General features: G+C 61.8%; 27 protein-coding genes. 7 read left to right on the forward strand and 20 right to left on the reverse strand.

Annotated elements, in window-relative coordinates; genetic code table 11:
- Positions 1-23 precede the first annotated feature (23 nt).
- The 11 genes from O2S87_RS01685 to O2S87_RS01735 form a co-directional block, all read right to left on the reverse strand.
- Positions 24-1,553 carry an NADH-quinone oxidoreductase subunit N gene (locus tag O2S87_RS01685; protein WP_475407068.1) on the reverse strand — a complete coding sequence of 510 codons (1,530 nt, stop codon included), beginning with the start codon at positions 1,551-1,553 and terminating at the stop codon, positions 24-26.
- Complete coding sequence (locus tag O2S87_RS01690) at positions 1,553-3,079, reverse strand: complex I subunit 4 family protein (RefSeq protein WP_475407069.1); 1,527 nt, start codon at positions 3,077-3,079, stop codon at positions 1,553-1,555. Before O2S87_RS01690 ends, O2S87_RS01685 begins: the two co-directional genes overlap by 1 nt.
- A complete protein-coding gene (nuoL, locus tag O2S87_RS01695; RefSeq protein ID WP_475407070.1) occupies positions 3,079-5,109 on the reverse strand; it encodes an NADH-quinone oxidoreductase subunit L in 2,031 nt (676 codons plus the stop codon). Before nuoL ends, O2S87_RS01690 begins: the two co-directional genes overlap by 1 nt.
- Before the next feature lie 4 nt (positions 5,110-5,113).
- Positions 5,114-5,416, reverse strand: a complete 303-nt coding sequence (gene nuoK / locus O2S87_RS01700; RefSeq protein ID WP_475407071.1) for an NADH-quinone oxidoreductase subunit NuoK — start codon at positions 5,414-5,416, stop codon at positions 5,114-5,116.
- Positions 5,416-5,811 (reverse strand): hypothetical protein, encoded by a 396-nt coding sequence (locus O2S87_RS01705; protein ID WP_475407072.1) that lies wholly within the window; start codon positions 5,809-5,811, stop codon positions 5,416-5,418. Before O2S87_RS01705 ends, nuoK begins: the two co-directional genes overlap by 1 nt.
- Positions 5,808-6,074: an NADH-quinone oxidoreductase subunit J gene (locus O2S87_RS01710; protein ID WP_475407073.1), complete on the reverse strand. Its 267-nt coding sequence runs from the start codon at positions 6,072-6,074 to the stop codon at positions 5,808-5,810. The genes O2S87_RS01705 and O2S87_RS01710 overlap by 4 nt, the downstream gene beginning before the upstream one ends.
- A gap of 132 nt (positions 6,075-6,206) precedes the next feature.
- Entirely contained in the window at positions 6,207-6,668 is a 462-nt protein-coding gene (locus tag O2S87_RS01715; RefSeq protein ID WP_475407074.1) for a NuoI/complex I 23 kDa subunit family protein, read from the reverse strand.
- A complete protein-coding gene (locus O2S87_RS01720) occupies positions 6,668-7,729 on the reverse strand; it encodes a complex I subunit 1/NuoH family protein (RefSeq protein ID WP_475407075.1) in 1,062 nt (353 codons plus the stop codon). Before O2S87_RS01720 ends, O2S87_RS01715 begins: the two co-directional genes overlap by 1 nt.
- On the reverse strand, positions 7,729-9,390 hold the full coding sequence (locus O2S87_RS01725; protein ID WP_475407076.1) for an NADH-quinone oxidoreductase subunit D: 1,662 nt from the start codon (positions 9,388-9,390) through the stop codon (positions 7,729-7,731). Before O2S87_RS01725 ends, O2S87_RS01720 begins: the two co-directional genes overlap by 1 nt.
- Entirely contained in the window at positions 9,387-10,091 is a 705-nt protein-coding gene (locus O2S87_RS01730) for an NADH-quinone oxidoreductase subunit B (RefSeq protein ID WP_475407077.1), read from the reverse strand. Before O2S87_RS01730 ends, O2S87_RS01725 begins: the two co-directional genes overlap by 4 nt.
- Positions 10,088-10,501, reverse strand: a complete 414-nt coding sequence (locus O2S87_RS01735) for an NADH-quinone oxidoreductase subunit A (RefSeq protein ID WP_475407078.1) — start codon at positions 10,499-10,501, stop codon at positions 10,088-10,090. The genes O2S87_RS01730 and O2S87_RS01735 overlap by 4 nt, the downstream gene beginning before the upstream one ends.
- Positions 10,502-10,748: 247 nt before the next feature.
- Here O2S87_RS01735 and O2S87_RS01740 point away from each other — a divergent pair, with 247 nt between their 5' ends.
- A complete protein-coding gene (locus O2S87_RS01740) occupies positions 10,749-10,925 on the forward strand; it encodes a hypothetical protein (protein WP_475407079.1) in 177 nt (58 codons plus the stop codon).
- 37 nt (positions 10,926-10,962) lie between these two features.
- On the opposite strand, the gene purE is transcribed toward O2S87_RS01740, so the two are convergent.
- The 4 genes from purE to O2S87_RS01760 form a co-directional block, all read right to left on the reverse strand.
- Positions 10,963-11,586, reverse strand: coding sequence for a 5-(carboxyamino)imidazole ribonucleotide mutase (gene purE / locus O2S87_RS01745; protein ID WP_475407080.1), 624 nt, complete (start codon positions 11,584-11,586; stop codon positions 10,963-10,965).
- A 34-nt stretch (positions 11,587-11,620) separates the two neighbouring features.
- The gene (locus O2S87_RS01750) at positions 11,621-12,784 is read right to left on the reverse strand and encodes a 5-(carboxyamino)imidazole ribonucleotide synthase (protein WP_475407081.1); all 1,164 of its coding nucleotides are present in this window, start codon (positions 12,782-12,784) and stop codon (positions 11,621-11,623) included.
- 74 nt (positions 12,785-12,858) lie between these two features.
- Positions 12,859-13,179, reverse strand: a complete 321-nt coding sequence (locus O2S87_RS01755) for a hypothetical protein (protein WP_475407082.1) — start codon at positions 13,177-13,179, stop codon at positions 12,859-12,861.
- A 55-nt stretch (positions 13,180-13,234) separates the two neighbouring features.
- Complete coding sequence (locus O2S87_RS01760) at positions 13,235-14,359, reverse strand: MFS transporter (protein ID WP_475407170.1); 1,125 nt, start codon at positions 14,357-14,359, stop codon at positions 13,235-13,237.
- A 198-nt stretch (positions 14,360-14,557) separates the two neighbouring features.
- Here O2S87_RS01760 and ribH point away from each other — a divergent pair, with 198 nt between their 5' ends.
- Together ribH and O2S87_RS01770 are read left to right on the forward strand one after the other, a co-directional pair.
- Entirely contained in the window at positions 14,558-14,962 is a 405-nt protein-coding gene (gene ribH / locus O2S87_RS01765) for a 6,7-dimethyl-8-ribityllumazine synthase (RefSeq protein ID WP_475407083.1), read from the forward strand.
- Positions 14,959-16,110: a pyridoxal phosphate-dependent aminotransferase gene (locus tag O2S87_RS01770; protein WP_475407084.1), complete on the forward strand. Its 1,152-nt coding sequence runs from the start codon at positions 14,959-14,961 to the stop codon at positions 16,108-16,110. The genes ribH and O2S87_RS01770 overlap by 4 nt, the downstream gene beginning before the upstream one ends.
- A gap of 83 nt (positions 16,111-16,193) precedes the next feature.
- Here O2S87_RS01770 and O2S87_RS01775 read toward each other — a convergent pair whose 3' ends face one another.
- The gene (locus O2S87_RS01775) at positions 16,194-16,805 is read right to left on the reverse strand and encodes an SOUL family heme-binding protein (RefSeq protein WP_475407085.1); all 612 of its coding nucleotides are present in this window, start codon (positions 16,803-16,805) and stop codon (positions 16,194-16,196) included.
- 61 nt (positions 16,806-16,866) lie between these two features.
- Entirely contained in the window at positions 16,867-18,177 is a 1,311-nt protein-coding gene (locus O2S87_RS01780; RefSeq protein ID WP_475407086.1) for an oxidoreductase, read from the reverse strand.
- A 229-nt stretch (positions 18,178-18,406) separates the two neighbouring features.
- On the opposite strand from O2S87_RS01780, the gene O2S87_RS01785 reads away from it, so the two are divergent.
- Positions 18,407-19,201 carry a DUF5803 family protein gene (locus O2S87_RS01785; RefSeq protein WP_475407087.1) on the forward strand — a complete coding sequence of 265 codons (795 nt, stop codon included), beginning with the start codon at positions 18,407-18,409 and terminating at the stop codon, positions 19,199-19,201.
- On the forward strand, positions 19,198-19,893 hold the full coding sequence (locus tag O2S87_RS01790; RefSeq protein WP_475407088.1) for a competence/damage-inducible protein A: 696 nt from the start codon (positions 19,198-19,200) through the stop codon (positions 19,891-19,893). The genes O2S87_RS01785 and O2S87_RS01790 overlap by 4 nt, the downstream gene beginning before the upstream one ends.
- Positions 19,894-20,109: 216 nt before the next feature.
- Here O2S87_RS01790 and O2S87_RS01795 read toward each other — a convergent pair whose 3' ends face one another.
- From O2S87_RS01795 to O2S87_RS01805, 3 genes are all read right to left on the reverse strand, one after another.
- Positions 20,110-20,535 carry a GtrA family protein gene (locus O2S87_RS01795; RefSeq protein WP_475407089.1) on the reverse strand — a complete coding sequence of 142 codons (426 nt, stop codon included), beginning with the start codon at positions 20,533-20,535 and terminating at the stop codon, positions 20,110-20,112.
- Positions 20,535-21,977: a sulfatase gene (locus tag O2S87_RS01800; protein ID WP_475407090.1), complete on the reverse strand. Its 1,443-nt coding sequence runs from the start codon at positions 21,975-21,977 to the stop codon at positions 20,535-20,537. Before O2S87_RS01800 ends, O2S87_RS01795 begins: the two co-directional genes overlap by 1 nt.
- Positions 21,978-22,271: 294 nt before the next feature.
- Positions 22,272-22,862, reverse strand: coding sequence for a M48 family metalloprotease (locus O2S87_RS01805; protein WP_475407091.1), 591 nt, complete (start codon positions 22,860-22,862; stop codon positions 22,272-22,274).
- Positions 22,863-23,150: 288 nt separating this feature from the next.
- Here O2S87_RS01805 and pstB point away from each other — a divergent pair, with 288 nt between their 5' ends.
- Positions 23,151-24,011, forward strand: a complete 861-nt coding sequence (gene pstB, locus O2S87_RS01810; protein ID WP_475407092.1) for a phosphate ABC transporter ATP-binding protein PstB — start codon at positions 23,151-23,153, stop codon at positions 24,009-24,011.
- Positions 24,012-24,068: 57 nt separating this feature from the next.
- Positions 24,069-24,743 carry a phosphate signaling complex protein PhoU gene (gene phoU / locus O2S87_RS01815; protein WP_475407093.1) on the forward strand — a complete coding sequence of 225 codons (675 nt, stop codon included), beginning with the start codon at positions 24,069-24,071 and terminating at the stop codon, positions 24,741-24,743.
- Positions 24,744-24,785 lie beyond the last annotated feature (42 nt).

The following is a 24,785-nucleotide window of genomic DNA, read 5'->3' on the forward strand; positions in this document are numbered from 1 at the left end:
AGTTACAAGAGCAGCTGTCGCCGTCAGGCGAACAGGGCGGCGGCAGCGGCTTCCGCGGTTTCGATGACAGGCCCGAAGCCGGGAAGCAGCAAGACGGTGATCACGCCAGCGATGATGACCGCGGCGTACAGTCCAGCCGGCTTGCTATCGAGCGCGTCGAGCGATGTGGTCGGCTCCTCCAGCCAGAGGGCTTTGACTACACGGCTGTAGTAGTACAGCGACAGCGCACTGGTGATCGCACCGACTGCGGCGAGCCACCAAAAGCCCGCCTGGATCGCCCCGAGGAACAGCACGTACTTCGAGAAGAAGCCGCCGAACGGCGGCAGGCCAGCGAGGCTGAACATGAAGACGGCCATCGCCAGACTCGCCATCGGTGCTTTCCGCCCAATGCCAGCGTACTCGTCGAAGGTTCGACCGATCTCCCAGTACTCGACCATGGCGATGAACAGGAACGCGCCCGTGTTCATAAACCCGTAGACGAGTAGGTGGGCCATCGCTGCACCCATCACGGTCCCGTTGGACGCAGTTGCGCCCGACGAGATGGCCGCCAGTCCGATCAACGCGTAGCCGGCGTGTCCGATCGAGGAGTACGCCAGCATGCGCTTGACGTTGGTCTGGGTTGCGGCGGCGAAGTTACCGAGAACCATCGTCACCACGGCAAGAATGCCAAACAGCAGCCCCCAGTCGATCGCGACATCGAGTGCCGGCATGAACGCTTCGGCGAACACACGGAACGCGACCGCGAAGCCAGCTGCCTTCGAGGCCGACGAGAGGAACGCGCTCACGGGTGCGGGTGCGCCTTCGTAGGCCTCCGGGGCCCAGAAGTGGAACGGCACCGAGGCCGTCTTGAACAGGAAGCCGCCAGCGGTCATCAGAATCCCCATACCGAGGATTCCCGAGAGGTCGTCGACAGAGCCGATTTCGGCAGCGATTTCCGGCAGGAGTAGCGAGCCGGTTGCCCCGTAGACGAGGCTGATACCGAACGCGAAGACGGCCGCCGACACCGCGCCGATCAGGAAGTATTTCAGGCCTGCTTCGACGCTCCCACGGTTGGTTTTGAGATACGCGACCAGCGCGTACGACGGCAGCGAGGCCATCTCCAGGCTGATAAAGACTGTCGCCAGCGAGTTCGAGACCGCCATCAACGACATCGCGGTCGTCGCGAACAGCAACAGCGAGTAGAACGCCGCCGGGTTGTCGTCGTCTTCGAGATAGTTGTAGCTCGCGAGAATCACCAGCGCAGCAACGCTGGTGAAGATGGCAATGAAGAACAGCCCCATTCCGTCGACGACGATCGCGTCGCTGAAGAGGCTGATCGCGCCGCCGTGGCTCTCTTGGCCGGTGCCAGCGACGAGATACCAGACGGTAATCCCGAGCGAGACAAGCGTGCCAGCGACCGAGACGCCTGCCAGCAGGCCGTTGGATCGCGAGTCCGGCGAGAGGCTGTCGACAGCCAACACCGTGAGTGCGGTCAGCGCCAACACCACGACCGGTTCGAGCGCCCAGATGGCGAACAGCCAGTTCGTCGGCTCGATCTGGAGCAGCGAACTCATCAGATCCCACCTCCGGTCAACTCAAGAATCGGAACGGTTGCATCGAGTATCATATCGAAGAACAGCGAGGGTGCGACACCGAGCAGGATGATCGCCCCGAGCAGCGCCACGAGCGGTGCGATGTCGTGAAGCGGCGCACGCTCGATCTCGTAGTCGGTCTCGAGATGGAACGGACCGAACAGCGTCCCCTGCATCGCGAGCAGGAGATAGCCGGCGACGATAACGATCCCGAACATCGCCAGCGCGGTGAACGCCGGTGCGTACGGCAGGTTCGTCGAGCCGAACGAGCCGACGAAGATGAAGAACTCGCCGGCGAACCCTGCCATCAGCGGCAGGCCCATGTAGGCGAACGCCCCAGCGACGAGAATCCAGACCGCCACGGGCATCTTGTCGGCGAGTCCGGACATGTCGTCGACGATCCGGGTGTGTGTCGCGTTGTAGATGACGCCGACCGCCATGAACATCAGCCCGGAAATGAGGCCGTGGGCGACCATCTGGAACGTCGCGCCGCCAACGCCGAACTCGGTGAACGCGATCAGCCCGAGGATGACGTACCCCATCGACGACACCGACGAGTAGGCGACGATCCGTTTGAGGTCGGTCTGTGCGAGCGCGAGCATCGCGCCGTAGATCACCGAGACGACCGCGATGATCGCGATCGGGATGGCGAACGTGCTCGCCTGCTCGGGCAGCATGGTGAAATTGAATCTGAGCAGCGCGTAGGTCCCCATCTTCAGGAGCACGCCAGCCAGCATCACCGACGCTGGCGTTGGTGCTTCAACGTGGGCGTCCGGTAGCCACGTGTGGACCGGGACGACAGGCACCTTGACGGCAAAGCCAATGAAGATCGCGGCGAACGCAACCAGCGCCAGCGCCTCGGACGACAGGCCGAAGCCGGCTTCGAGTTCACCGGCCGCAAGCGATTGGGTGATCTCCGGCAGGCCGAAACTGGTGACCGGCAGCGAGAACACCAGCATCATAAAGCCGATGAACATCACCAGCGAGGCGATGTTGGTGTAGACGAAGAACTTGATCGCCGCGTACTTCCGGCGTGGACCGCCCCAGATGCCGATGAGGAAGTACATCGGCACGAGAACGGCCTCCCAGAAGACGAACCAGACGAAAAAGTCCAGTGCGGTGAACACGCCGATCAGATTGGCCTCCATCAGGAGCATCAGGCCGTAGAACTGGCTCTGTCGCTCGTCGATCGGCGTCCACGCGCTCATGATCGCCAGCGCCGTGAGGAACGTCGTCAGCACGACGAGCGGCAGACTGATTCCGTCGACGCCGACGTACCACTGCAACTGGTAGCCTGCGACTTCGAGCCACGGGGCGACCGTTTCGAACGCGATCTCGCCGCCCGTCAGGGCGTTGCCACCGGCCTCAAAGGCCGACCACATGTAGAGACTCCCGGCGATGGGAACCAGACTCAGCCCGAAGGCGAGTTTGTGGGCATAGCGGTTCGGAACAGCCAAGACGAGCAATGCGGCCGCGAACGTGAATGCGAGTAGTGCTTCGATAATCATCAGAACCAACCTCCCAGGATCGCAAAGACGACAAGCAGCGCTGTCAGCCCGAGCGTGAGCAACAACGCGTAGTTGCCGACGATCCCTGTCTGGACCCGTTTGATCCGGTCACCACTGAACAGGCTGACCGACGAGACGCCGTTGACGACGCCGTCGACGACACCCTGGTCGAACGTGTCCGCGCTCGCGGAGACGCCTCGGGTCCGGTTGGCGATCCAGACCTGCAGCTCGTCTTGGTAGTAGTTGTTGTACAGCAACGCTTTCGCGCCGCCGAGTTTGTCGGTATGTTCGACCGGCGTGGCCACGTTGTACAGTTTCCATGCGAGGCCGAGGCCGACCAACGCGAGGCCGAGCGAGACGGCCGCGCCGACGAGGACGGTCGACACCTCGGTACCGAAGGGGTAGGTCGAACTGTACGGATCGATTTCGGCGTAGTGGTGCGACGACAGCCCCTCGATGCCGCCCCACTCGTTGTCGAGCCACAGGTGCAGGAAGTCGATTCCTTCCAGTCCGAACACCTTCTGGACCGGTACCAGATTGATTGCTCCGGCGACGACCGCCAGCGAGCCGAGTACCGTCAGCGGACCCTTCACGTTCCAGCCGACAGATTCGGGGTCTCGCGCGAGGTCGGTGCGTGCGTTTCCGTGGAACGTCAAAAAGACCATCCGGAACGTGTAGAACGCGGTGACAGGCACCGCAAGCAGGCCCATCGCGTAGCCGGCGAACAGCAGCGGCTGGCTCCCGCCGTGGATCAACGCCTCATAGAGAATCTCGTCTTTCGACCAGAAGCCCGCGAAAGGGAAGATGCCCGCGAGTGCGAGCGAGCCCGCAAGGAACGTCCAGTAGGTCACTGGTAGCTTGTCCTTGAGCCCACCCATATCCCACATGTTCTCGTTGTGATGCATGGCGATGATGACCGAGCCAGCACCCAGGAACAGTAGCGCCTTGAAGAAGGCGTGGGTCGTCAAGTGGAAGACTGCGGCGACGTAGCCGCCAGAGCCGAGTGCGAGCATCATATATCCATACTGTGATATTGTCGAGTACGCGAGTACCTGTTTGAGCTCTTTTTTGACGATGCCCATCGTCGCGGCGAACAGTGCAGTGAAGCCACCAACGAGGGCGATAATTCCCATCGTCGTCGGCGTCAGCACGTAGAAGCCGTACATTCGGGCAACCAGATAGACACCGGCGGCGACCATCGTCGCCGCGTGAATCAGCGCCGAAACCGGGGTTGGACCCTCCATCGCGTCGGGTAGCCAGGTGTGGAGCGGGAACTGTGCGGATTTGCCGACCACGCCGCCGAGGATGAGCAGACCGACGAGCGTGAACCATGTCTCGACACCCAGACCGCCTGGCGTCCAGACGTCGACGTCGCCAGCGAGTGCGCTCTCTGCGAGTGCCGGGAACGACTCTGAGCCCGCGAACGCCGCCGTGCCGAACGTGGCAAAGACGGCAACGACGCCAACGAGGAAAAAGTAGTCACCGAAGCGGGTGACCAAAAAGGCCTTTTTCGCTGCCGACGGCGGGCCCTCGCTACGGTACCAGAAGCCGATCAGGAGGAACGAACACAGCCCGACGAGTTCGAAGAACATGAACGCCATCAGCAGGTTGTCGGCGATGACGAACCCGAGCATGCTGGCCGTAAAGAGGCCGAGTCCGGCGTAGTAGCGCGGCAGGTCGCGTTCGCCCTCGTCGTTCATGTAGCCGAGACTGAAGACGTGGACGAGCGTGGCGATCAGCGTCACGATCACGAGCATGAGCGCCGACAGCGGATCGATCAGCGCGCCGAACTCCAAGGTAAACGGTTGGGAGCCGACGCCTTCGGCCCACGTCCAGTAGGTTTCCTGGTGGGCCTGGCCGCCAGCGACCGACGCCAGCACCCACAGCGACAACAGCAAGGAGCCTGCTGTGGCAGCGATGCCGCCGTAGGCCCCCTTCTTCGGCATGGTCTTGCCGACGAACAGTGCGACGATAAACGAGACGAACGGCAACAGGACGATTGCCGGAACGTAGTCGAATGCAGTTATCATAGTGTTACCACCTCATTGTTGCGGCTTTCATCACGTCGACGTCTCCGAAGTTACGGTACAGCGTGAGGATGATACCGATCCCGACCGCGACTTCGGCCGCGGCCAGCGCGATGGCGAACAGCGCGAACGTCTGGCCAGTGAGGTTGCCCCAGTAAAAGGAAAAGGCAACCAAATTGATGTTGGCCGCGTTCAGCATCAGCTCAACCGACATCAGGAAGTATAGCGCGTTGCGCCGGGTCAGGACCCCAAAGAGGCCGATACAGAAGATCGCCGACGACAACAACAGATAGTACTCGGTCGCGACCATCAGTGGTCACCTCCGTGGTCGACGTCGTCCGCATTGGTTGGTTCGTTCTGGCGACTGACAGGTGAGTCGACGGGTCGACCCCCATCAGTCAGCGCCGAGACGATCGAGCCTTCATCTTCGCGCTTGGCGAGGTAGATCGCACTGTCGAGTGCGACATCCAGCGCGAGCGCGATGATCAGAAAGGCGGCCAGAAAGCCCTCCGAGGCGATCTCGCCGAGATCGATATCGAACAGCGCGTAGCCGAGGTTGTGGACGATCGACGCATCCGCGGGGAATCCCGCGGGGTCGGCAAAGCCACCGGCCGAGCCCAGAACGACTGCGGCCAACACACCAAACAGCACAACTGCCGCCACTCCAGGTTTGCGCGAGGAGCCGCCAAATTCGTCGTCGGTCATGCGTTGTTCACCTCCGTCTCCGGTTCTGCTCGCGTCAGCATCACGGCGAACGTAATCAGAATGAGAACCCCGCCGACGTAGACGAGGATCTGCATCGCTGCGAGGAACTCGGCCTGCAGCATTACGTAATGCACCGCGACGCTCAACAGCGCGCCACCCAACAGCAACGACGCGTGAAACACGTCGTCGACGAGGACGACACCCAGGCTGAAGCCCAACGTGATGAGGGCAAACAGCGCGAACGCGATGGTCTCATAAACCATTGTGTGTGTATGCTTAAGGTATCCCTTTGAAGATTTCGAGAACGATCCGCCACTGCGATTCGCACACAGGGAGCCACGCCACTCTCTGACCGCCGTATCTGTCAGTGAGTGACGAGTATCCCGACAGCGAGCCTACTGGTAGTCGACTTCGCCGTCGCCCTCACCGACCCACGCACCACGGTCGGGGTTCCGCGAGTTGAGCGGATCGATCCCCTTGTACCACGGCACGTTTTTGAGCTGTTCTTTGTTGTAGACGAACTCGTCTTTCGTGTCCGCTGTAAACTCGAAGTTCTGGGTCAACAGGATGGCGTCGACCGGACAGACTTCCTCGCACAGTCGGCAGTAGATACACTGGCCGATGTGGAGGTTGTACTGTTCGCCGTTGCGCTGGTCGTCCATCACGATCTGGATCGTGTCGTTCGGACAGACGTTCTCGCACTGTCGACACCAGATACAGCGCTCCTGGCTGAACTTGTGAACGCCCCGGAACCGCGGGCTGACTTCGGGTGCGGTCTCGGGATACTCGACGGTAAACGTCTTGCCGTCGAGTGCGTGTTTCATCGTCGTTGCCATGCCTTTGAGTAGTCCGATCATTATGCGATCACTCCCACGATGATGGCCGTGAGTACCAAGTTAGCGAACGAGAGCACCAACATTCCTTTCCAACCGATTTCGATCAACTGGTCGATACGCACCCGCGGAATCGCCGAGCGACACCACTGGGTGAACAGGAAGAACGCCCAGATCTTGATGACGAACCAGACGAACCCCGGCAGCACCGGCCCGGCCGGGCCTCCAAGGAAGATCGTCGCCATGATTGCCCCGCCAAGGAAGACGTGGAGGAACTCCCCGAGGTAGAACAGCACGAAGTACACCGAGGAGTACTCGGTCTGGTAGCCGGCGACGATCTCGGTCGGCGCTTCCGGAATGTCGAAGGGGTTCCGACCGATCTCGGCCATGTTCGCCACCAGAAACAGCACGAACGCAAACGGGTTGACGAACGCGTACCACGCCGGGATGCTGATCCCACCGAGCGAGATGAGCGTCGACGTCTGTTCGGCGACGATCGTACTCATCTGTAGCGAACCGGCGAAGACGACGACCGACATCGCGGTGACAATCAATGGAATCTCGTAAGCGATGTTCTGAGCCACTGCGCGCAGCCCGCCCATCAGCGAGTACTTGTTATTCGATGCGTAGCCACCCATCACCAGCGCGATGGAGGCGATCGAAGCAAAGGCGAACACGAGTGCAAGCCCTGCCTCGGGGTCTGCGAGCTGAATTCCACTGCCCATCGGAATGACTGAAAAGCCGAGCAGCGCCGATGCGGGCAGGATGATCGGCGCGAGATCGTACGAGGGTCGGTCCGCACCGTCCGGAATGATCAGCTCTTTCGAGAGTAGACGCACCGAGTCAGCGACGATGATCAGCAGGCCGAATGGACCGATCCGGTTGACTGCGATCCGGTCGGTGAATGCGGCCGTGATCTTTCGCTTTGCCCACGGTCCGGCAACACCGGTGAACGCAAGCATAATGTTGCCGACGATGAACGCGCCGATCAGCGCGCCGACAATATCGCCAGCGACGCCACCGATACCGAGCAGGTCGGCGATCCGTTCGGGCAGGAGCACTTCGCCTTGCAGCGGCCCCACCATTACCGATCCACCTCGCCAAGTACGATATCAAGGCTCCCGAGAGAGGCGATTGCGTCAGGGACGTACTCGCCGTTCGACATTTCAGGGAGCGTCTGGAGGTTCGAGAAACACGGACTCCGGATCTTGAAGCGGGCGGGCTTGTCGGTGCCGTCCGCACGAATGTAGATTCCGAGTTCGCCTTTCGCACCCTCGACGGCCCGATAGATCTCGGTGTCGTCGTCGGGTTTGATCGTCCGGGGAACGTTGGCCTGGATGTTTCGCTCGTCTTCGGGCCACTCTTCGAGCAGGTCGATGCACTGCTCGACGATCTTGGCCGACTCTTCTACTTCGCGCATGCGAACGAGCAGTCGGCTGTAGTTGTCGCAGCCGTCTTCGACGGCGACATCCCAATCGAGGTTGTCATAGTAGCCGTACGGATCGTCGCGCCGGATATCGTAGTCGATCCCCGACCCACGGGCGACCGGACCGGTCGCGCCGTAGCTTTTGGCGACGTCTTTCGGCAGGACGCCGGTCCCAACGGTCCGCATCTGCAGGATCTCGTTGGAGGTCATCATGTCGTGGTACTCTTCGAGCGCGGTCGGGAGTTCGTCCAGGAAGTCCCGCGTGTTCTCGAAGAACTCCTCGCGGGGTTCGGGCAGATCCCAGACGACCCCGCCGAGCCGGAAGTAGTTGAACATCAGCCGCTGACCAGTCAGGTCTTCGAGGATGTTCTGGACCTTCTCTCGATCTCGAATCGAGTACATGAAGATCGCCGTAAAGTCGCCGTAGATGTCGAGCGCGAACGTCCCCAGCGCGAGGAAGTGCGCGGCCATCCGACAGAGTTCCGCACCCATCGTGCGGATGATCTGGGCGTATTCGGGCACCTCGATGTCAGCCATATCCTCCGCGACGCGCGCGTAGGCCCACTCGTTGAGCAGGCCAGCCGAGATGTAGTCCCAGCGGTCCGGATACGGCATGATCTGGTAGCGGTAGGTGCCGTTCTGACACATCTGCTCTTCGCATCTGTGGAGGTAGCCGATGTCGGGTTCGAGGTCGACGACCTGTTCGCCGTCGAGGACGGCCTTGATGTGGAGCACGCCGTGGGTCGCCGGGTGGTGCGGGCCGATGTTGAGGAACATTGTCTCGCTTTCCTCCTGCGATTTCTGGTCTTCGAGCAGCGGGTTGGCGTGCTCTCGCAGCGGGACAACCTGCGGCTGGTCCTGATCGTAGTCCAAGCCGAGGGGATGGCCCTTCCACGTTTCAGGGAGTAGAATACGGCGGTGGTCGGGATGCTCGTCGTAGGTGATCCCCACGAGATCGTAGGCCTCGCGTTCGTGCCAGTCTGCGGTCCGGAAGACCTCGTTTGCCGACTGGCTCACGGGGTTTTCCTTGTCCGCAGGCACAACGACGCTGACCTCTTGGGTTCGGTCGTCGAACTTCGTGAGGTGGTAGATCGACTCGAAGCGATCCTCGTACTCCTGGGCGGTGACACACGAGAGGTGATCGAACCCAGCCTGATCGCGCAGTCGACGTAGAGCGTCGACGACGGTATCGGGCTTGATGACGAACCCCGGTGCGTTGAGGTGTTCTTCGCGGCCGATCACGAGCTCACCGAGCAGCTCGGCGAGCTCTTCGGGCGACTGTTCGGCGACGCCAGTCGTATCGGGGAGTTCGACGCTCATGGTGAATCAGCCCAGTTGTACCGCATCACGAGGTCGTCGACGTCGATCTCTTTCGCCAACTCGTCGACGATCTCATCGCGGTCGAGATCGCCGAACTGTTCTAACTCGTAGGGTTTGACGACGACCGGCGAGGACTCGCCGTTGGCGATTCGCTCTTGGAGCTTGGCGACGCCGTAGACGAGCGCCTCGGGTCGTGGCGGGCAGCCGGGGATGTGGATGTCGACCGGGATCACTTCCTCTGCGCCCTTGATCACGTTGTAGCCCTCTTGGAACGGCCCGCCCGAGATCGTACACGACCCCATGCCGATAACGAACTTGGGTTCGGGCATCTGGTCGTAGACGCGTTTCATCCGCGGGGCGAATTTTGACACAATTGTCCCGGGAATGATAATCACGTCTGCCTGTCGCGGCGATGCGCGTGGGACACCGGCCCCGAAGCGGTCCAGGTCGTGTTTGACCGCGTAGGTGTGCATCATCTCGATGCTGCAACACGCGATGCCGAACTGGAGCATGAACATCGAGGAGCCCCGCACCCAGTTCATGAACTTATCGAACTTGGTGAGAATAAACGGCGAGGAGCCGAAGGCCTCTCGAAGCCGGGAGTTAAACCGGTCGTCTTGGCCCGCCAGCCGTGCGTCGCGGGTTTCAGTCAGTACGTCGGAGCTGTCGGTGACGAATGGTTGTTGGTTGTCGCTACTCATGTGTTCTGTCTCTCTGTCTTTTGCGCCGAGGCCTTGAGACTCCGTGTCCACTCGACGGCCCCAATGCGCCACGCCCATACGAGACCGATGACGAGGATCCCAACGAACAGCAACATAGGGAGCAGCGCCTGCGAGAGGGGAATACCCTCTTCAAGCGCGCTTCGGTACATAACCGCCCACGGGAAGATCATCACCGTCTCAATATCGAAGACGACGAACAGCAGCGCGACCATGTAATACTGAATATTAAGCTGGACGCGCCCCGAGCCCGTCGGGATCTCACCGCTCTCGTAGGTTGTCGACTTGCCTTGTTCGGGGACGCTTGGTCGCAGCAACGCTGAGACCGCCATCATCGCCAGTGGGATGGCGATCCCGACGAGCGCCAATGCCCCGATTGCTATCCATGACATTCCGGGTTCTCCGTAACGTCCGAAGCTTTGAACCCGCCCCTCATAAGCGTTGATTTTTGACCGGCCGTGTCAGGTAGCAGGCTCAGGCATACTGGGACGTTCGGCTACAGTGGTCCACATTTCACTTGCGTCGTCTGGCTCGGCCTGTCGAGCGTTGCTGTCTCGCCCGCCACGAGACGGTCGACGGCCACATAGGACACACTTACAGAGGATTATGTTTAACCATCCTTGCTGTAATGACTATACAATGACAGAAACCGAGGCGCAGCCAGCCCTCCTCGGGGGGATCGGAGCCGGTGTCGGCGGTGATGTCGGGACTGTCGTCGACCAGTTTTTCGCCACGCCGTTTCTCGCCAATATAGCCATTGCGGGGACTGTCGGCCTCCTCGTCGCGGTAGGGCTGTTTCTCTTTATCGGCGACTGACCGACAGTACCAGAACTCAGTCGACAGAAACGGCGAATTAGGTGTCGCGCTCGCGGAAGCCGTCGATTCCCAGATCGTGGAGCGCCTTCGAGACTTCGCCGACACCGCCCTGCAGGGAGTCGTGGTACTCGACGAGCGCCTCCTGGATCTCTTCATGTTCACGCGAGAGAATCTGCCCAGCCGACAGCCCGGCGTTGAACGACTTGCCCGCATCCACGGCCGTAATCGGCGCGCCAGTGGGCATCCCGATTACGCTGTCGACGGACTTCTCTTGGACAGGCACCCCAATAACGGGAATCGGGTAGGCAATCGAGGCGGTCATGTTCGGCAGGTCGGCAGATTTGCCGCCCGCGCCCGCGATGACCACATCAATACCGCGAGCCGCGGCGGTCTCGCCGTAGACGTACATGAGTTCGGGCGTTCGGTGCGCCGAGACGACGTAGCTCTCGAAGGTGAATCGGCTCTCGGGAGGGTTCTCGAAGTCAGTCTGCTCAGCAAAGCCGAGTGCTTCGAGCGCCTCGTAGGCTCCGGCCATCACGTCGAGGTCCGAATCCGATCCCATGATGATCCCCACGTCCGGCGTGGTGGCTGGATTACGGTCCTGTGCAGCTTCGGCTTCGAGTCGGTCGATCAGGGCTTGGACTTCGGGTGCGGTAGTCATTGGCTACTGGTATGTGCGTGGTGGTAGGCTGTTACTACTGCGATTCTCCAACGAACGTCAGGTCGTCGCTGAGCGATTCGGTGCGGTCGAGTAGCGCGTCGCGGCCACCCTCCTCGGGGTCGGTGACGGTCACGTGGCCCATCTTTCGGAGCGGGCGAACCTGCGTTTTTCCGTACCAGTGCATGTGGGCGTTCGGTTTGTCGAGGATGGTGTCGACATTGTAAAGCGTCGCCTCCTCTGGCTCCCTCACGTCACCGAGGATGTTGGCCGAGACGGTCAGTTCTCGGAGGTCAGTGGGGCCGAGCGGCCAGCCGAGGACGGCCCGAATGTGGTTCTCGAACTGCGAGGTGCGTGCGCCCTCGATGGTCCAGTGGCCGGAGTTGTGGGGTCGGGGGGCGATCTCGTTGACCAAAATCTCACCAGCTTCGGTTTCGAACAGTTCGATGCCATAGACGCCCCAGCCGTCGAGAAACTCCAAGACGTCAGTAGCGACCTCGCGGGCGCGATCGAGCGTCTCGTCGTCGGTCCGGGCCGGTGAGACGCTGGCCCGCAGGATCTCCTCCTCGTGGATGGTCTCGGTGACGGGGTAGGTCGCTACTTCGTCTGCGCCTTTGACACCGATGACGCTCAGTTCACGCGCGAAGGGGACAAAGGATTCGGCCATCGTGTCGACGCCTAGTTCGTCGAGCGCGTCGGCTGCATCCTCGAGGTCCTGCACGGGCGTGTTCCCCCGGCCGTCGTAGCCGCCCTCGCGGGCTTTGAGCATTACGCCGTCGAGTTCGTCGACCGCGAGTTTAAGATCCTTCTCGCCGCCGATGCCGATGAACTCCGGCACCGGAATCCCGGCGTCCGCCAGCGCCTCCTTCTGGACGAGTTTGTCTTGGATCGTCCGGAGGGTTTTGGGGTCCGGATTAACGGGGATATCGTACTCCTCGCTGACCTCCGCGAGGACGTCTGGGTCGGCGAGTTCGATCTCGTAGGTCAGTGCATCGCTGACCGAGGCGAGTTCTCTGATGGCGTCGGGATCGTCGAAGTCGCCGACGATCTGCTCGCGGGCGACCGGCGAAGCCGGACACTCGGGGGTCGGATCAAGGACAACGAGGTCGACGCCGAGTGGGGCGGCGGCCTCGCCGAGCATGCGCCCGAGTTGGCCCCCGCCGACGACGCCGAGGGTCGGACCGGGAAGCGTGGTTGTCATACCCGACCGATTCGGTCGACGGGCCATAAGGATTCTCAACTAGGGAGGCGCGAACGGGTTGGTTGCGAGAACCGTTAGATCATAAACACTGCCGCCATCGCACCGAGAACGCCCAGCACGAACAGCACAGCGGTGATAACCCAGAGGATCTTCGCACCCTTGCGGCCGCCCAACTCGACGGCCGCAATCCCGAAGATACCGAGGATGATGACTGTCCAGACTTCCAACGCGCTCTGTGTGACCCCCTGGCCTTTGTCGGCTTTGATGTAGAAATACGCGGGGATGAGCAGCCCGATCGGGAACGACAACAGCCCGACGACGATGGCGACGAGCCAGACAAGCGTCGAATACTGATCTGTGAGATTACCGCCGCTGCTACCGGTGTTGGTTGCCATATCTCGTGATTACATTCCCCTGTGAAAAGTCTAGCTGATTTACATACAGACTCACTCACGTCGACCGACTGGCGTTGGTGCCAGCGACAACGAGCCAGAAGGCGACGAGCGTCACCCCGACTGTCAATACGATGGCCGCGGTGTAGCCGTTCGTGTACGAAATGCTCGCCGTCCCCAGCGGCGGCATCGCCAGCGAGCCAAGACCCCCAGCGACGTTGAACACCCCGATGACGGCGGTGTCTTTTTCGGGCGGGTACACGCTCATCAACACCGGGATATAAAGGGTCGCAGAGCCGCCCAGCCCGAGGCCGATCAGGAAGACACCGACCGCGAGGACCGAAACCTCCGGCACCACGAGCAGGGTGATCCCGACGGTCGAACAGCCCAGCGAGGCCAAGAAGGCTCGTCTGGAGCCGAAGCGATCGCCGAGGTAGCCGCCACCGATACGGGAGATAATGCTGACGCCGCCGATAAAGCCGAAGGCCGTCGACGCCGCGGCCTCGGTCAGCCCCCGGGCGGCAAACAGGTCGACCGCATAGGCGGCGAGCAGTTGGTACCACGCGAACGCGAGTCCTATTCCAACGAACAAGAGTTGAAAACTTCGGGTACCGACCAGCCCGCGAACCCACGCGAGGAGGTCGCGGGTCGACGGTGCCGATCCCTCGGTCCATGGCGGGCGTCGACACACGATAGCCGCGAACAGGAAGGCGACCGCTGTCACGCCCATAATCGCCAGAAACCCCCGGCGGACGCCGAAGGAGGCGAACGCCCACTGCCACAGCGGCGGCAGGACGAACAGTCCGAGGCCGTTGCCGACGAAAATAAGGCCCGTCGCAGCACCGCGGTACGTCTCGAACCACCGTGGGACGATCGAGGCCGTCAGAACGAACGCCGTGCCGAGCGCCAATCCGAGGACTGCGAAGACGACCAGCAGGCCACTGTAGGAGTCGACGACGTACAGCGATGGCGCGATGAGGACGGTGGCGGCCGTCGTCGCCAGGAGCACCCCGCGGGCGGGCAGTCGGACCGACAGCACGCCGATGAGGCCCGAGCCGATAAAAAAGGTAAACAGCATCACCGAAAAGACGGTCGACAGCGCGACCGGCGAGACGCCGAAAGCCTCGCTGAAGGGTCCACGGAAAATACCGTACGAAAGCGGTGTCCCGAAGGTGAAGATCATCGTGAACGCACCGATACTCGCCACGAACCAGCTGTACCGGCTGTCTGGCGTTGGCCCGGATGTCACACCTCAACGGTTAGAGGCGGTCGGGGAAAACGTTCGTGTTCCGCCTGTCGATCTGCTTGCAACGCTGCGCCTGTCGATCTGCTTGCGCCCCACGAACGGTAGTTCTTTTGCTGAACCCTCCAATCGACGGCTATGACTGCACTGGGACTGGTGGTAGCACAATTTAACGACTCGGTCACCTCGGGGATGGCCGCCGCCGCCGAGAAGGCCGCCGCGGCGAGAGGGGCCGAAATCGTCGACACACTCGATGTACCGGGCGCGTACGACTCGCCGCTGGCGGCCGACCGACTCGCCCGCCGCGAGGAGGTCGACGCTGTCGCCGTCATCGGCGCAATCGTTTCTGGCGACACCGACCACGATCGCGTCATCGCCGACGCGGCCGCACAGGGACTCACACAGGTAAGCCTCGATCACGATACGCCCGTCACCTTCGGTGTGAGTGGGCCGGGGATGAGCGGCGCGGAGGCCAGAGAGCGCGTCGACAAAGGAGCGGAAGCGGTAAACGCGGCGATTGATATGGTGGAGGTAGGACAATGAACATGGAGTTTGCAGACCGCGTCGGCCGGGTCGAGCCGAGCGCAACGCTGGCGATCAGTAATCTGTCGAGCGAACTGGAGGCACAGGGAATCGATGTCGTCGACCTCTCGGTCGGCGCGCCCGACTTCCCGACGCCAGAAAACATCGTCGACGCCGCGAAAGAGGCACTCGACGCGGGGCACACGAGCTACACGCCCTCGAACGGGATTCCGGAGCTTCGTGAGGCGATCGCGGCCAAACTACAGGGTCAGGGCGTCGACGCTTCGGCCGACGAGATCATCGTCACTCCTGGCGGCAAACAGGGGCTCTACGAGACGTTTACCACCCTCATCGACGACGGTGACGAGGTCGTCCTGCTGGATCCGGCGTGGGTCTCCTACGAGGCGATGGTCAAGTTGGCTGGCGGATCACTGAACCGCGTCGACCTGGCACCGTACGAGTTCCAGCTCGAACCCGCGCTCGACGATCTGGCCGACGCGGTCTCCGACGAGACGAAACTGTTGGTCGTCAACTCGCCGTCGAACCCGACTGGGGCCGTGTACTCAGACGCCGCCCTGGAAGGCGTTCGGGATCTGGCAGTCGAACACGACTTCGCCGTCATTTCTGACGAGATCTACGAACGCATTACGTATGGTGTCGAGCAGACCTCGCTCGGCTCGCTTGAGGGGATGGCAGATCGCACTATCACGCTCAACGGCTTTTCGAAGGCGTTTTCGATGACCGGCTGGCGACTCGGCTACATTCACGCCCCGCAGGACCTGATCGACGAAGCAGGCAAACTGCACTCGCATTCGGTTTCCTGCGCAGTGAACTTCGTCCAGCACGCTGGCGTCGAGGCACTCTCCGACCGAACCGACGACGCGGTCGTCGAAATGCGCGAGGCGTTCCGCGAGCGCCGCGACATGCTCGCCGATCTCTTTGCCGAACACGACGTCGACGTCCCCATCGGCGACGGGGCCTTTTATATGATGCTCCCGGTCGACGAGGACGATCAGGCGTGGTGTGAGGGCGCGATCCAGGAGGCCCACGTCGCCACCGTGCCGGGAAGTGCGTTCGGCGCACCGGGCTACGCGCGAATCTCGTATGCCGCGAGCGAAGAGCGACTTCGTGAGGCGGTCGATCGGCTCGTCGAACACGACTACCTGTAACTGCAGTCGTCTCTCTGTAACCGGGTTCGTCTAGCGCTAATCAAACACGACAAGCTAACCGCGAACCTCAAGCGGGGGTGTTGTTAGGCGATTTCGATGCCGACTTCGGCCCGTTCGGTCAACGAGCCGAGCAGCGTGTTTTCGTACCGAAAAACGAACGGCGAGCCGACCGCAACGAGGTCGTGTTCGGCGAGCGTCGACTGGAGTCGTGTTTCGGCGCGTTCGACACGGTCGGCGCGGGGATACCGAGAAACCGGTCGAACGGCCACGGTTCGGGGTGTTTCGACGGTGAGCAGCACCGACAGATCGCTCGGTTTCGGGGCTGTCTGTGGGGTGTACGATGGCGGGAGATACACACCGATCCGCGTTCGATCGGTCGACGACTGCGCCTGTGTGGCGGTCGACAGGGCGATCGGTTCGGGCTGTATTCGAACCGGTGTCGTCTCCGAAATCGCCGTCGTTGCGGAGTTGGCTCCCGAGAGATAGCTCCGGAGCCTGCTGCGTGCCTCCGATTCGGTGTCGGCGACCGTTTCGGCGACGACGACCGTCGGATACTGTCGAATCTCGACTCCCTCAAGCAGCCGACGGCTCTCGTACTGCACCTTTGTCGCCGTCCGTGTGTGGTAGTAGCGCCAGCCAGCCACCGCCGCCAGCCCGCTGAGGGCTCCCGTGATGAACGTTGTTGCCCGGTTCATACCATCTGCACTGAGTCGGGGTATAAAAATACATCCCCGCCGACTGGTCAGCGCGGTCCGGTCAGGAGTCCGAGTCGGACACCTCGTAGGCTCGTGCTTTTCGAAGCCGACCGGCTTCGGCCAACACCGCCGGCGTTCGACAGACGCCCGGCTCGCTGGCGGCCTGTGGCACCGTGCAGTTGTTACAGTTCTCACAGACGACGGTCGTTTCCGTACTCGCATTGAGCAGGCGCGCCGGGAGTCGTGGCTCGGCATAGAAGGGACGACCCAATCCGACCAGATCACAGTGGCCGTCGAGCAGTTCGTCGATCTGTCCGCGGCTTCGAATGCCGCCCTCGGCGAGCACGGGAACGTCGACGCGCTCGCGGACACGCCGACACAGCCCGCTGTTCCACGCTGGCTCGTAGCTGTACAGCCGCGAGTCGAGCCAGGTCGCCGCTGCCGCGAGCCGCCGCCGGAGTGGGCCGCCGAAAGCCTCGTCGTACCCCTCGGTGAACCGGTCGTCGCCCCACGCCCGACCGGGGAACGCGCCTTTTATAATACTCATATCCCAGATCACCGAACCAGTGACCGGAACGAGGGCGTCGAATCCGGCCCGCTCGAGGCGCTCGCAGATCCGCACTGCGTCGGCCTCCGAGAGGTGCGGGCCGACGCCGAGCGGCGTCGACGATTCGGCCGGGACCTTGGTCATCAGCGGGACGTCGCCGCACCGCTCGCGGATCTCTTCGGCGACGAGTTCTAGAAACCGAACCCCGTCGCCGAACTCGTCCGCCCGCCGATTATAAAAGGGCGAGCAGAACTGGTGGACGATACCCATGTTCGCGCCCGCGATATGTATGATGTCGTAGCCAGCCTCGGATGCCCACTTCGCCGAGCGGCCGAAGTCGGCCGCAAGCTCGTAGATTTCGTCGGTCGAAAGGACGTGTGGGTCGTACGAAAGCAGTCCCAGGCGGTCGGCGAGCCAAAGGGGGCGCGGCGGGCGCGAAACCGCGAGCTGTTGGAGATCGGAGTGCTCGCGCCGAAAGCCGTGGTGCCACGTCTCCATACTTCGTAGGCCGCCGTGTTCGAGTTGGATCGCGATCGCTGCGCCGTGGGCGTGGACCGCGTCAGTCAGCCGTGAGAGCGTCGACACGAAGTCGGGGTCGTCAACGTAGGTCATATTGGGGGCCGCACAGCCGCCGGGTCCGCGGACGATCGTCGCGCCCTGACAGACGAGTCCGGCCCCCGACGCGGCGGCAGGTTCGAGCTCCCGTATGAGGGTGTCGACCGCCTCGGGGCCGTTGGCCGCACACTCCAAAAGCGGCGCGCGATAGAGGCGGTTTTTCAGCGAGAGCTGGCCGATGTCGACCGGGGTTTCGAGCGTGGGTGCCATTGGAGGGACCTGCAAACCGTTTCGCTGGCCAGTGGTATCATCGTTCGCCCGAGTCGATTGCGATAGGCTCAACAGGCCAGCCCAGCACTAGCCAAACGAACAACGTCTCGGCAAACGCCGCCATGGAACGAAACAATACGTGTGAGACTGTGGCCTCGAACCGCCCGCCTGGTGGGCCCGGAGTCGCCGGTCGACCCGTCTGTACGAACCCAGTTCGCCTGGAGGGTCGATGAACCGGCGGCTCGGCCTCGCAGTTGTGGCAGTGCTCGTGATCGCGATCAGCGGTGGCTGTCTGGACTACGTCACCGGCGGTGGCGAGATCCCCGACGACCGACTCGATCGTGAGCCAGCCGAACCGTACACCTGGGAGACCGATCGTGACGTCAGGTTCGATCTTCACTCGCCGTCGGAGGTCCAAGCGGTCTACCAGGTCGACGATGGCCAACAGTTCGAACTGTACAGGCCAGCAGGCATCGGCCAGGAAGAGCCGTTGGAGATCTCGGCGGTCCGGTTCCGGTACGCCGACAACGGCACGGTGATCTCTGGTTCGGAGATACGCGACCGTGGCGGTGAGATCGACCAGACGCCAACCGAGGTCGAGGTAACTGCGCCAGCGGCGGGTCAGTTCGCCTTCTTGACGGAGGCAACCCCTCGACAGTTTACGATCCCGATCTACGTCGAGGGCTCCTACGAGGTGGTGCTGCCCGAGGACTATCGGATGGATATCGCCCCGTTCGGCTCGGCCTCTCCGGGCGGTGCTGAAACCGAAGTCATCGACAACCGTGTCCACGTGACGTGGGACGAGGTCGTCGGCGAGACCATCCTCGTCCAGTACTATCTCGTGCGGGACCTCTACATCTTCGGGGGTGCAGTGGCGCTGCTCTCGGTTGTGGCTGTGGGCGGCCTCTACTACTACCGCCGACAGATCGACCGGCTTCACGACATCCGCGTCGAGATGGGTCTCGATACTGAAGCCGACGCCACCGATGACGACGGTGACGAAGACGAGGGCAAAAACCGATGAACGTCGCCATCGTCACTGTCGGTGACGAACTGCTGGCCGGAGCGACCGTCGACACGAATTCGGCGTGGCTCGCCGACCAGCTCACCGCCCGCGGCTGCCGCGTCAAGCGGATCACGACCGTCCCCGACCGGATCGACGACATTGCAGGAGTCGTCGACGAGTACCGCACCGAGTACGAGGCGGTGATCGTCACCGGCGGTCTCGGACCCACACCGGACGACCTGACGATGGAGGGCGTGGGGGCCGCACTGGGTCGACCGGTGAGTACGCACGAAGCCGCCCAGGAGTGGCTCACCGAACACGGCGGCTACTCGGCCGACGAGCGAGCGGTCGGCACCGCACAGCTACCCGAGGGGGCTCGAATGCTTCCCAACGAGGAAGGTGTCGCTCCCGGCTGTGTGGTCGACTCCGTTTATATACTCCCCGGCGTGCCAGCCGAGATGAAAGCGATGTTCGAGACGGTCGCCGAGGAGTTCTCGGGCGAGCCGATCCACACGAAAACGGTTGTCGTCGCCGAGCCCGAAAGCGCGCTGGTCGACCGACTCCAGGCGGTCGCCGAGGAGTTCGATGTGGCTGTCGGCAGCTACCCCGGCGAGAGCGTTCGAGTGAAGTTCTCGGGGACCGACCCGGCGGTCGTCGACGAGGCCGTTGACTGGTTCGCCGCGCGCGTCCGGCGACTCGACGGCGAGTAGGCAAATCCTACCGGCTGGTAGGAGCTAACTACTAGTTGGTAGCTGTCGACTACCGGAAAACCGAAATCAGCCAGAGGATCGTAATGAGGATGCTGACCACGAGTACGGCGATTGCGGTCGCTTCGATCGGGAGCGCTTGGGACGTAAGTAGAGCCATATCCGATGTTGGACTACCACCGGTTTTACTGGTTCGGATCTCAGTTGAGCGTCGACGATCTATCCGTTCCACGTCCATCGCACGTCGAGAACGTACCGGTAGAGCCCGCTGAGGACAATGGCGACTGCGTTCGCGATCAGATACATACTGCTGGCCCACTCGACGAGAACGAACAAGATGCCGAGTTGGATCGGAATGGCGGTCCCGCGGACGACGTTCGTTTTGGCGAGGCCGAGAACATACGCCCGTCGACCGGTGTTCTGAATCGCTTTGAACGTCCAGGCGTTGTTGAGAACGTACGCGAGAACGATCGTGATCTCGATCGCGATTGTTGCAGCTATTAGATAGTTTATACCCGCCATATCGACGAACAGCCAGAGCAGTACCATCTGCACGCCTGCGGCGAACGCCCCGACGGCGACGAACCGGCGGAGTCGTGTGGCGAGTGGACTGTCGACGAGGGTTCGGAGAACGGACCGAACCACTATCGATACCCCAGCGCCTCCAACTGTGCTTCGAGATCAGTGTCGACGCCGTCGGTCGACGCATTGGTGTCCGTGTTGCGTTCGGAATCGTTCAACATCGCGGCATGCTCGTCGACGAGCACCGAAAACCGGTCGATGACGGCCTGCTGTTCGTCAGTCGGATCCTCGGAGAGATCCGTCTGTTGGGTCGGATCAGAACGACGGTCGTACAGCTCTGTCGCTTCCGTCTCGGTGTTCTCGATGTAGGTCCACTCGCGGTCGCGGACGCTGATCCACAGCTCGCCGTCGTCGAGCGAGCGCGGAATCGGCTGAGCGGTCACCGACTCGCCGCGGACGGTCACCGAAATGACTGGCTCGTCGACGGGCGTCGACCCATCGTATATACTCGGGACCAGCGACGTCCCACGCCACTCGGCCGGTGTGTCGACCGACAGGAGTTCGGTGACTGTCGGTGCAATCGCATCGAGGCTGACGTGCTGGCTGATCCGCCGGGCGGCCGTCTCGGGCACGTCGACGATCAGCGGCACGTGAATCAACTCGTCGTAGAGTTTCGGGTAGTGCGCGAGGTGGCCGTGGTCCTGGAACTCCTCGCCGTGGTCACCGGCAACGATGACGGCGGTCTCGTCGTCGAGATCGTTTGCCGACATCGTATCCATCAGTCGACCGATGCTGGCGTCGACCTGTCGGACAGTGGCCTGATACAGCATCCGAAGGTCCCGGAGGGTTTTCTCGCCGACATCCAAGCCAAGGCCGGTGCGTGTGTGCGCGCGGAACATCCGATGGGTGCCCAAGAGGTCCGACGAAACGTCCCGGATGTAGCGTGGGGCCGGAACGTACGGCGTGTGGGTGTCCATGTAGTGAACCCACAGGAAGAAGGGTCCGTCGGCCGATTCGATGAACGAGGTCGCGGCCGCTTCGACGTCGACCATCCGGGAGGCGTCCAAAAACAGGTGGTCGTGCGTATCCCGGCGGAGCCACGAGCTCGCTCGGCGAACCGGCGAGGTCAGCAGCTGAATCCACGCCTCGACGGTGGGATGCGTGGCGAGATACCGGCTGTAGATGTTCGAGCCGACGCTGGCGACGAACGGTTCGAACTCGTCGAACCCCTCGTCGTATCCCCAGTGAGAGGTCAGAAATCCGTTGGCGGCGTTGAACCCGCCCGTCGAGACGCCACCTTCGGAGACGGCCGAGGCAAGCGTCGTCGACTCCTCGACGCCGATCCGGCCCGAATCGGCGAACACCGGCCGGGAGGCGAGAATCGAGGGGAACGAAAACGGCGTCCAGTTGCCGGTGGCGAACGCGTGCTCGAAGACCGTGCCGCGGTCGGCGAGCGACTCCATGACCGGCGTGTGTCGCTCGTCGTCGTACGGACTGATCGCGTCGGCCCGCAGCGAGTCGACGGTGATCAAAACGACGTTCGAAGCCGAGTGTTCGTCTGACATATTATGCCCAAGCTCCCGTTGGACGGCTGTGCCGGCTGGCCGCCGGCGACTGCCAGCAGTCCGGTCGTGCGACACCACGTCGCCCACGCGCTGCGGCAGACATGTCAGGTATTGTTACTAAAAACCGCATACTATGTTAGCTGAGTAGTAGTCAACTGGTTTTATCATTCCGGTTTCTGTGATACTAAAGCTACTGGCGATAAACAGAAGCGTACGGCCGGTCGATCGTACTATCTCGCGATAGCTATTGTGCGGTCGAAAACAGACCGCGTCGACCAACTCGATCCAGAAGACTCAGTTGTGGTCGGCTTCGAGTTCGGAGAGAGCGTCGATCCGCTCGTCGGTCGGTGGATGGCTGACAAACAGCCAGTGGTTGAGTCGGTGGAGTCGTTTTCGGAGCCACCAGTATGCGGGCTCGACATCGCCCTCGGCGCCCAGCATGATCTTGGTGGGTTCGACGGGCTTCAGCGAGAGGATCGATAGCGAGGAGATTTCGGAGACTGCTCGCAGGTCACGCTCCGGGGTGTTGTCGATCTCGCTGTCGAGCGTGCGCAGCGCCGCCGCAAGCGTCGACGGCGAGCCGGTCACGTGGGCGGCCGCACGGTCGGCAGCCAGTTCGCGATGCCGCGAGAGTCGTGCAGTGATCGCTCGCCCACAAACCCAGACCGCACTCGTGGGCACCGGGACGTCGAACATCGCCGCGACTTTGGTCGTGGTTCGGTACAATTCGGGAGCTGTCTCTCGGTCGACCGGATGCGCATCGGCCAGCGCTTCTATCGTCTCGAGCTGTCTGTACTCCAGATAGCCAACGACCAGGAGGATCGCTCCGGCGACCAGCGACGCCACACCGAACGGGTCGGTAAGTTCGGAACCGACCGCCAGCATGTAAAAAACCGACCAGGAGGACTGCCAGCACGACCAGCAGCGAACTACCCGCAGCGATCATTCGCAACCAGAGACCAACTCCTCGCGTGGACATACATGATAGTTAACTTACGTTTTCAAAAGGATTGTGATGGGTTCCTCACGGAACGGTCGTGAGGTCGCTTGTCGACGCGAATACGGTCTCGGACACTCTCGGCGGCTCGAGAGGTGTCGAGTCTGTACTTTGTCGACCGAGTCGTATAGTTCCGCAACAGCTATTTGCAGTCGAAATAACTACGTGGTACGTTTATGAGTGAACCCGAAACTGACGCCGAGGGGACAGACGAGGTCGTGTCATCGCCGACACCCGGCTCAAATCTCGCCGGATCGAACCAGTCACCATCGGGGTCACTCGTCGAAGAACCGATTATCCGCTCGGAGGATATCAACGTCTTTTATGGCTCCGAGCAGGCGCTCCGCGACATCTCGATGGAGATTCCCGAAAAGCGTGTCACTGCGCTGATCGGCCCGTCGGGCTGTGGCAAGTCGACGTTCCTCCGGTGTATCAACCGGATGAATGACCTTATTTCGTCAGCCCGTGTCGAGGGTGCGCTCTATTTCGGCGGCAAAAACGTCTACGACGACGACGTCGATCCGGTCGCGCTGCGCCGTAAAATCGGCATGGTGTTCCAACAACCCAACCCGTTCCCGAAGTCGATCCGCGACAACGTCGCCTACGGCCTCGATATCCAGGGCTTCGATGGCGATGTCGACGCTCGTGTCGAACGGGCGCTCAAGGGCGCAGCACTCTGGGACGAGGTCAAAGACCGCCTCGACGAATCGGGACTCGAACTCTCGGGCGGCCAACAACAACGACTCTGTATCGCGCGAGCGATCGCACCTGACCCAGAAGTGATTTTGATGGACGAACCAGCGAGCGCGCTCGATCCCGTCGCCACCTCGCAGATTGAAGACCTGATTGCCGACATCTCCGAGGAGTACACCGTCATCATCGTCACTCACAACATGCAGCAGGCTGCCCGAATCTCGGACAAAACAGGCGTCTTTCTGACTGGTGGGGAGCTCGTGGAGTTCGACGACACCCAGACGATCTTCGAGAATCCGGAACATCAGCGTGTTGAGGACTACATTACCGGCAAGTTCGGCTAACACACCAGTCGGATTTTGGTGAGCAATTCTTTTCTACCGCCTTGCCCCATTGCCGATATGCCACGAAACGAATATCAATCCCAACTTGCAGAGCTGCGGGCTGACGTTCTCGATATGAGCGAGACGGTTGCCGAGCGTCTGGAGATGGGTCTCGACGCGCTCGAAACCAACGACCACGAACTCGCCCATCAGGTGATCGAGGGCGACGCCGAGATCAACCAGCAGTATCTCGATCTCGAAAAGCAGTGTACCGATCTCATCGCGCTCCAACAGCCGGTTGCCGGGGATCTCCGCTTTATTGCAGCCTCATTCAAGATCATCACCGATCTCGAACGCATCGCCGATCTCGCGACGAACCTCGGCGAGTACGCTATTGAAGGCGAAACCAGTATCTTCCCCGAGATCGATATTCAAGAGCTCGGTACAGTGACGCTGGAGATGCTCGACGAGGCAATGGCCGCCTACGCTGACAACGACATACAACAGTGTTACAGTGTCGACGAACGTGACGACGATCTCGACTACCTCTGTGAGGTCGCCAGCGACACGGTCGTTCGTGAACTGATCGAGAGCGACACAATGGATTCAGACGAGGATATCGAACAGTTCATGGCCGACGTCTCTCGGTTCCTGTTGACCATCCGTGATATCGAGCGCATCGGTGACCACTCGGTTAACATCGCGGCGCGAGCGCTCTACATGATCGACAACAACGACGAACTGATCTACTAACCCTACAACCCTTCTGACCAATCGCTGATTTGCCGCCAAAAC

It is taken from the genome of Halohasta sp. A2 (genome assembly GCF_056175805.1).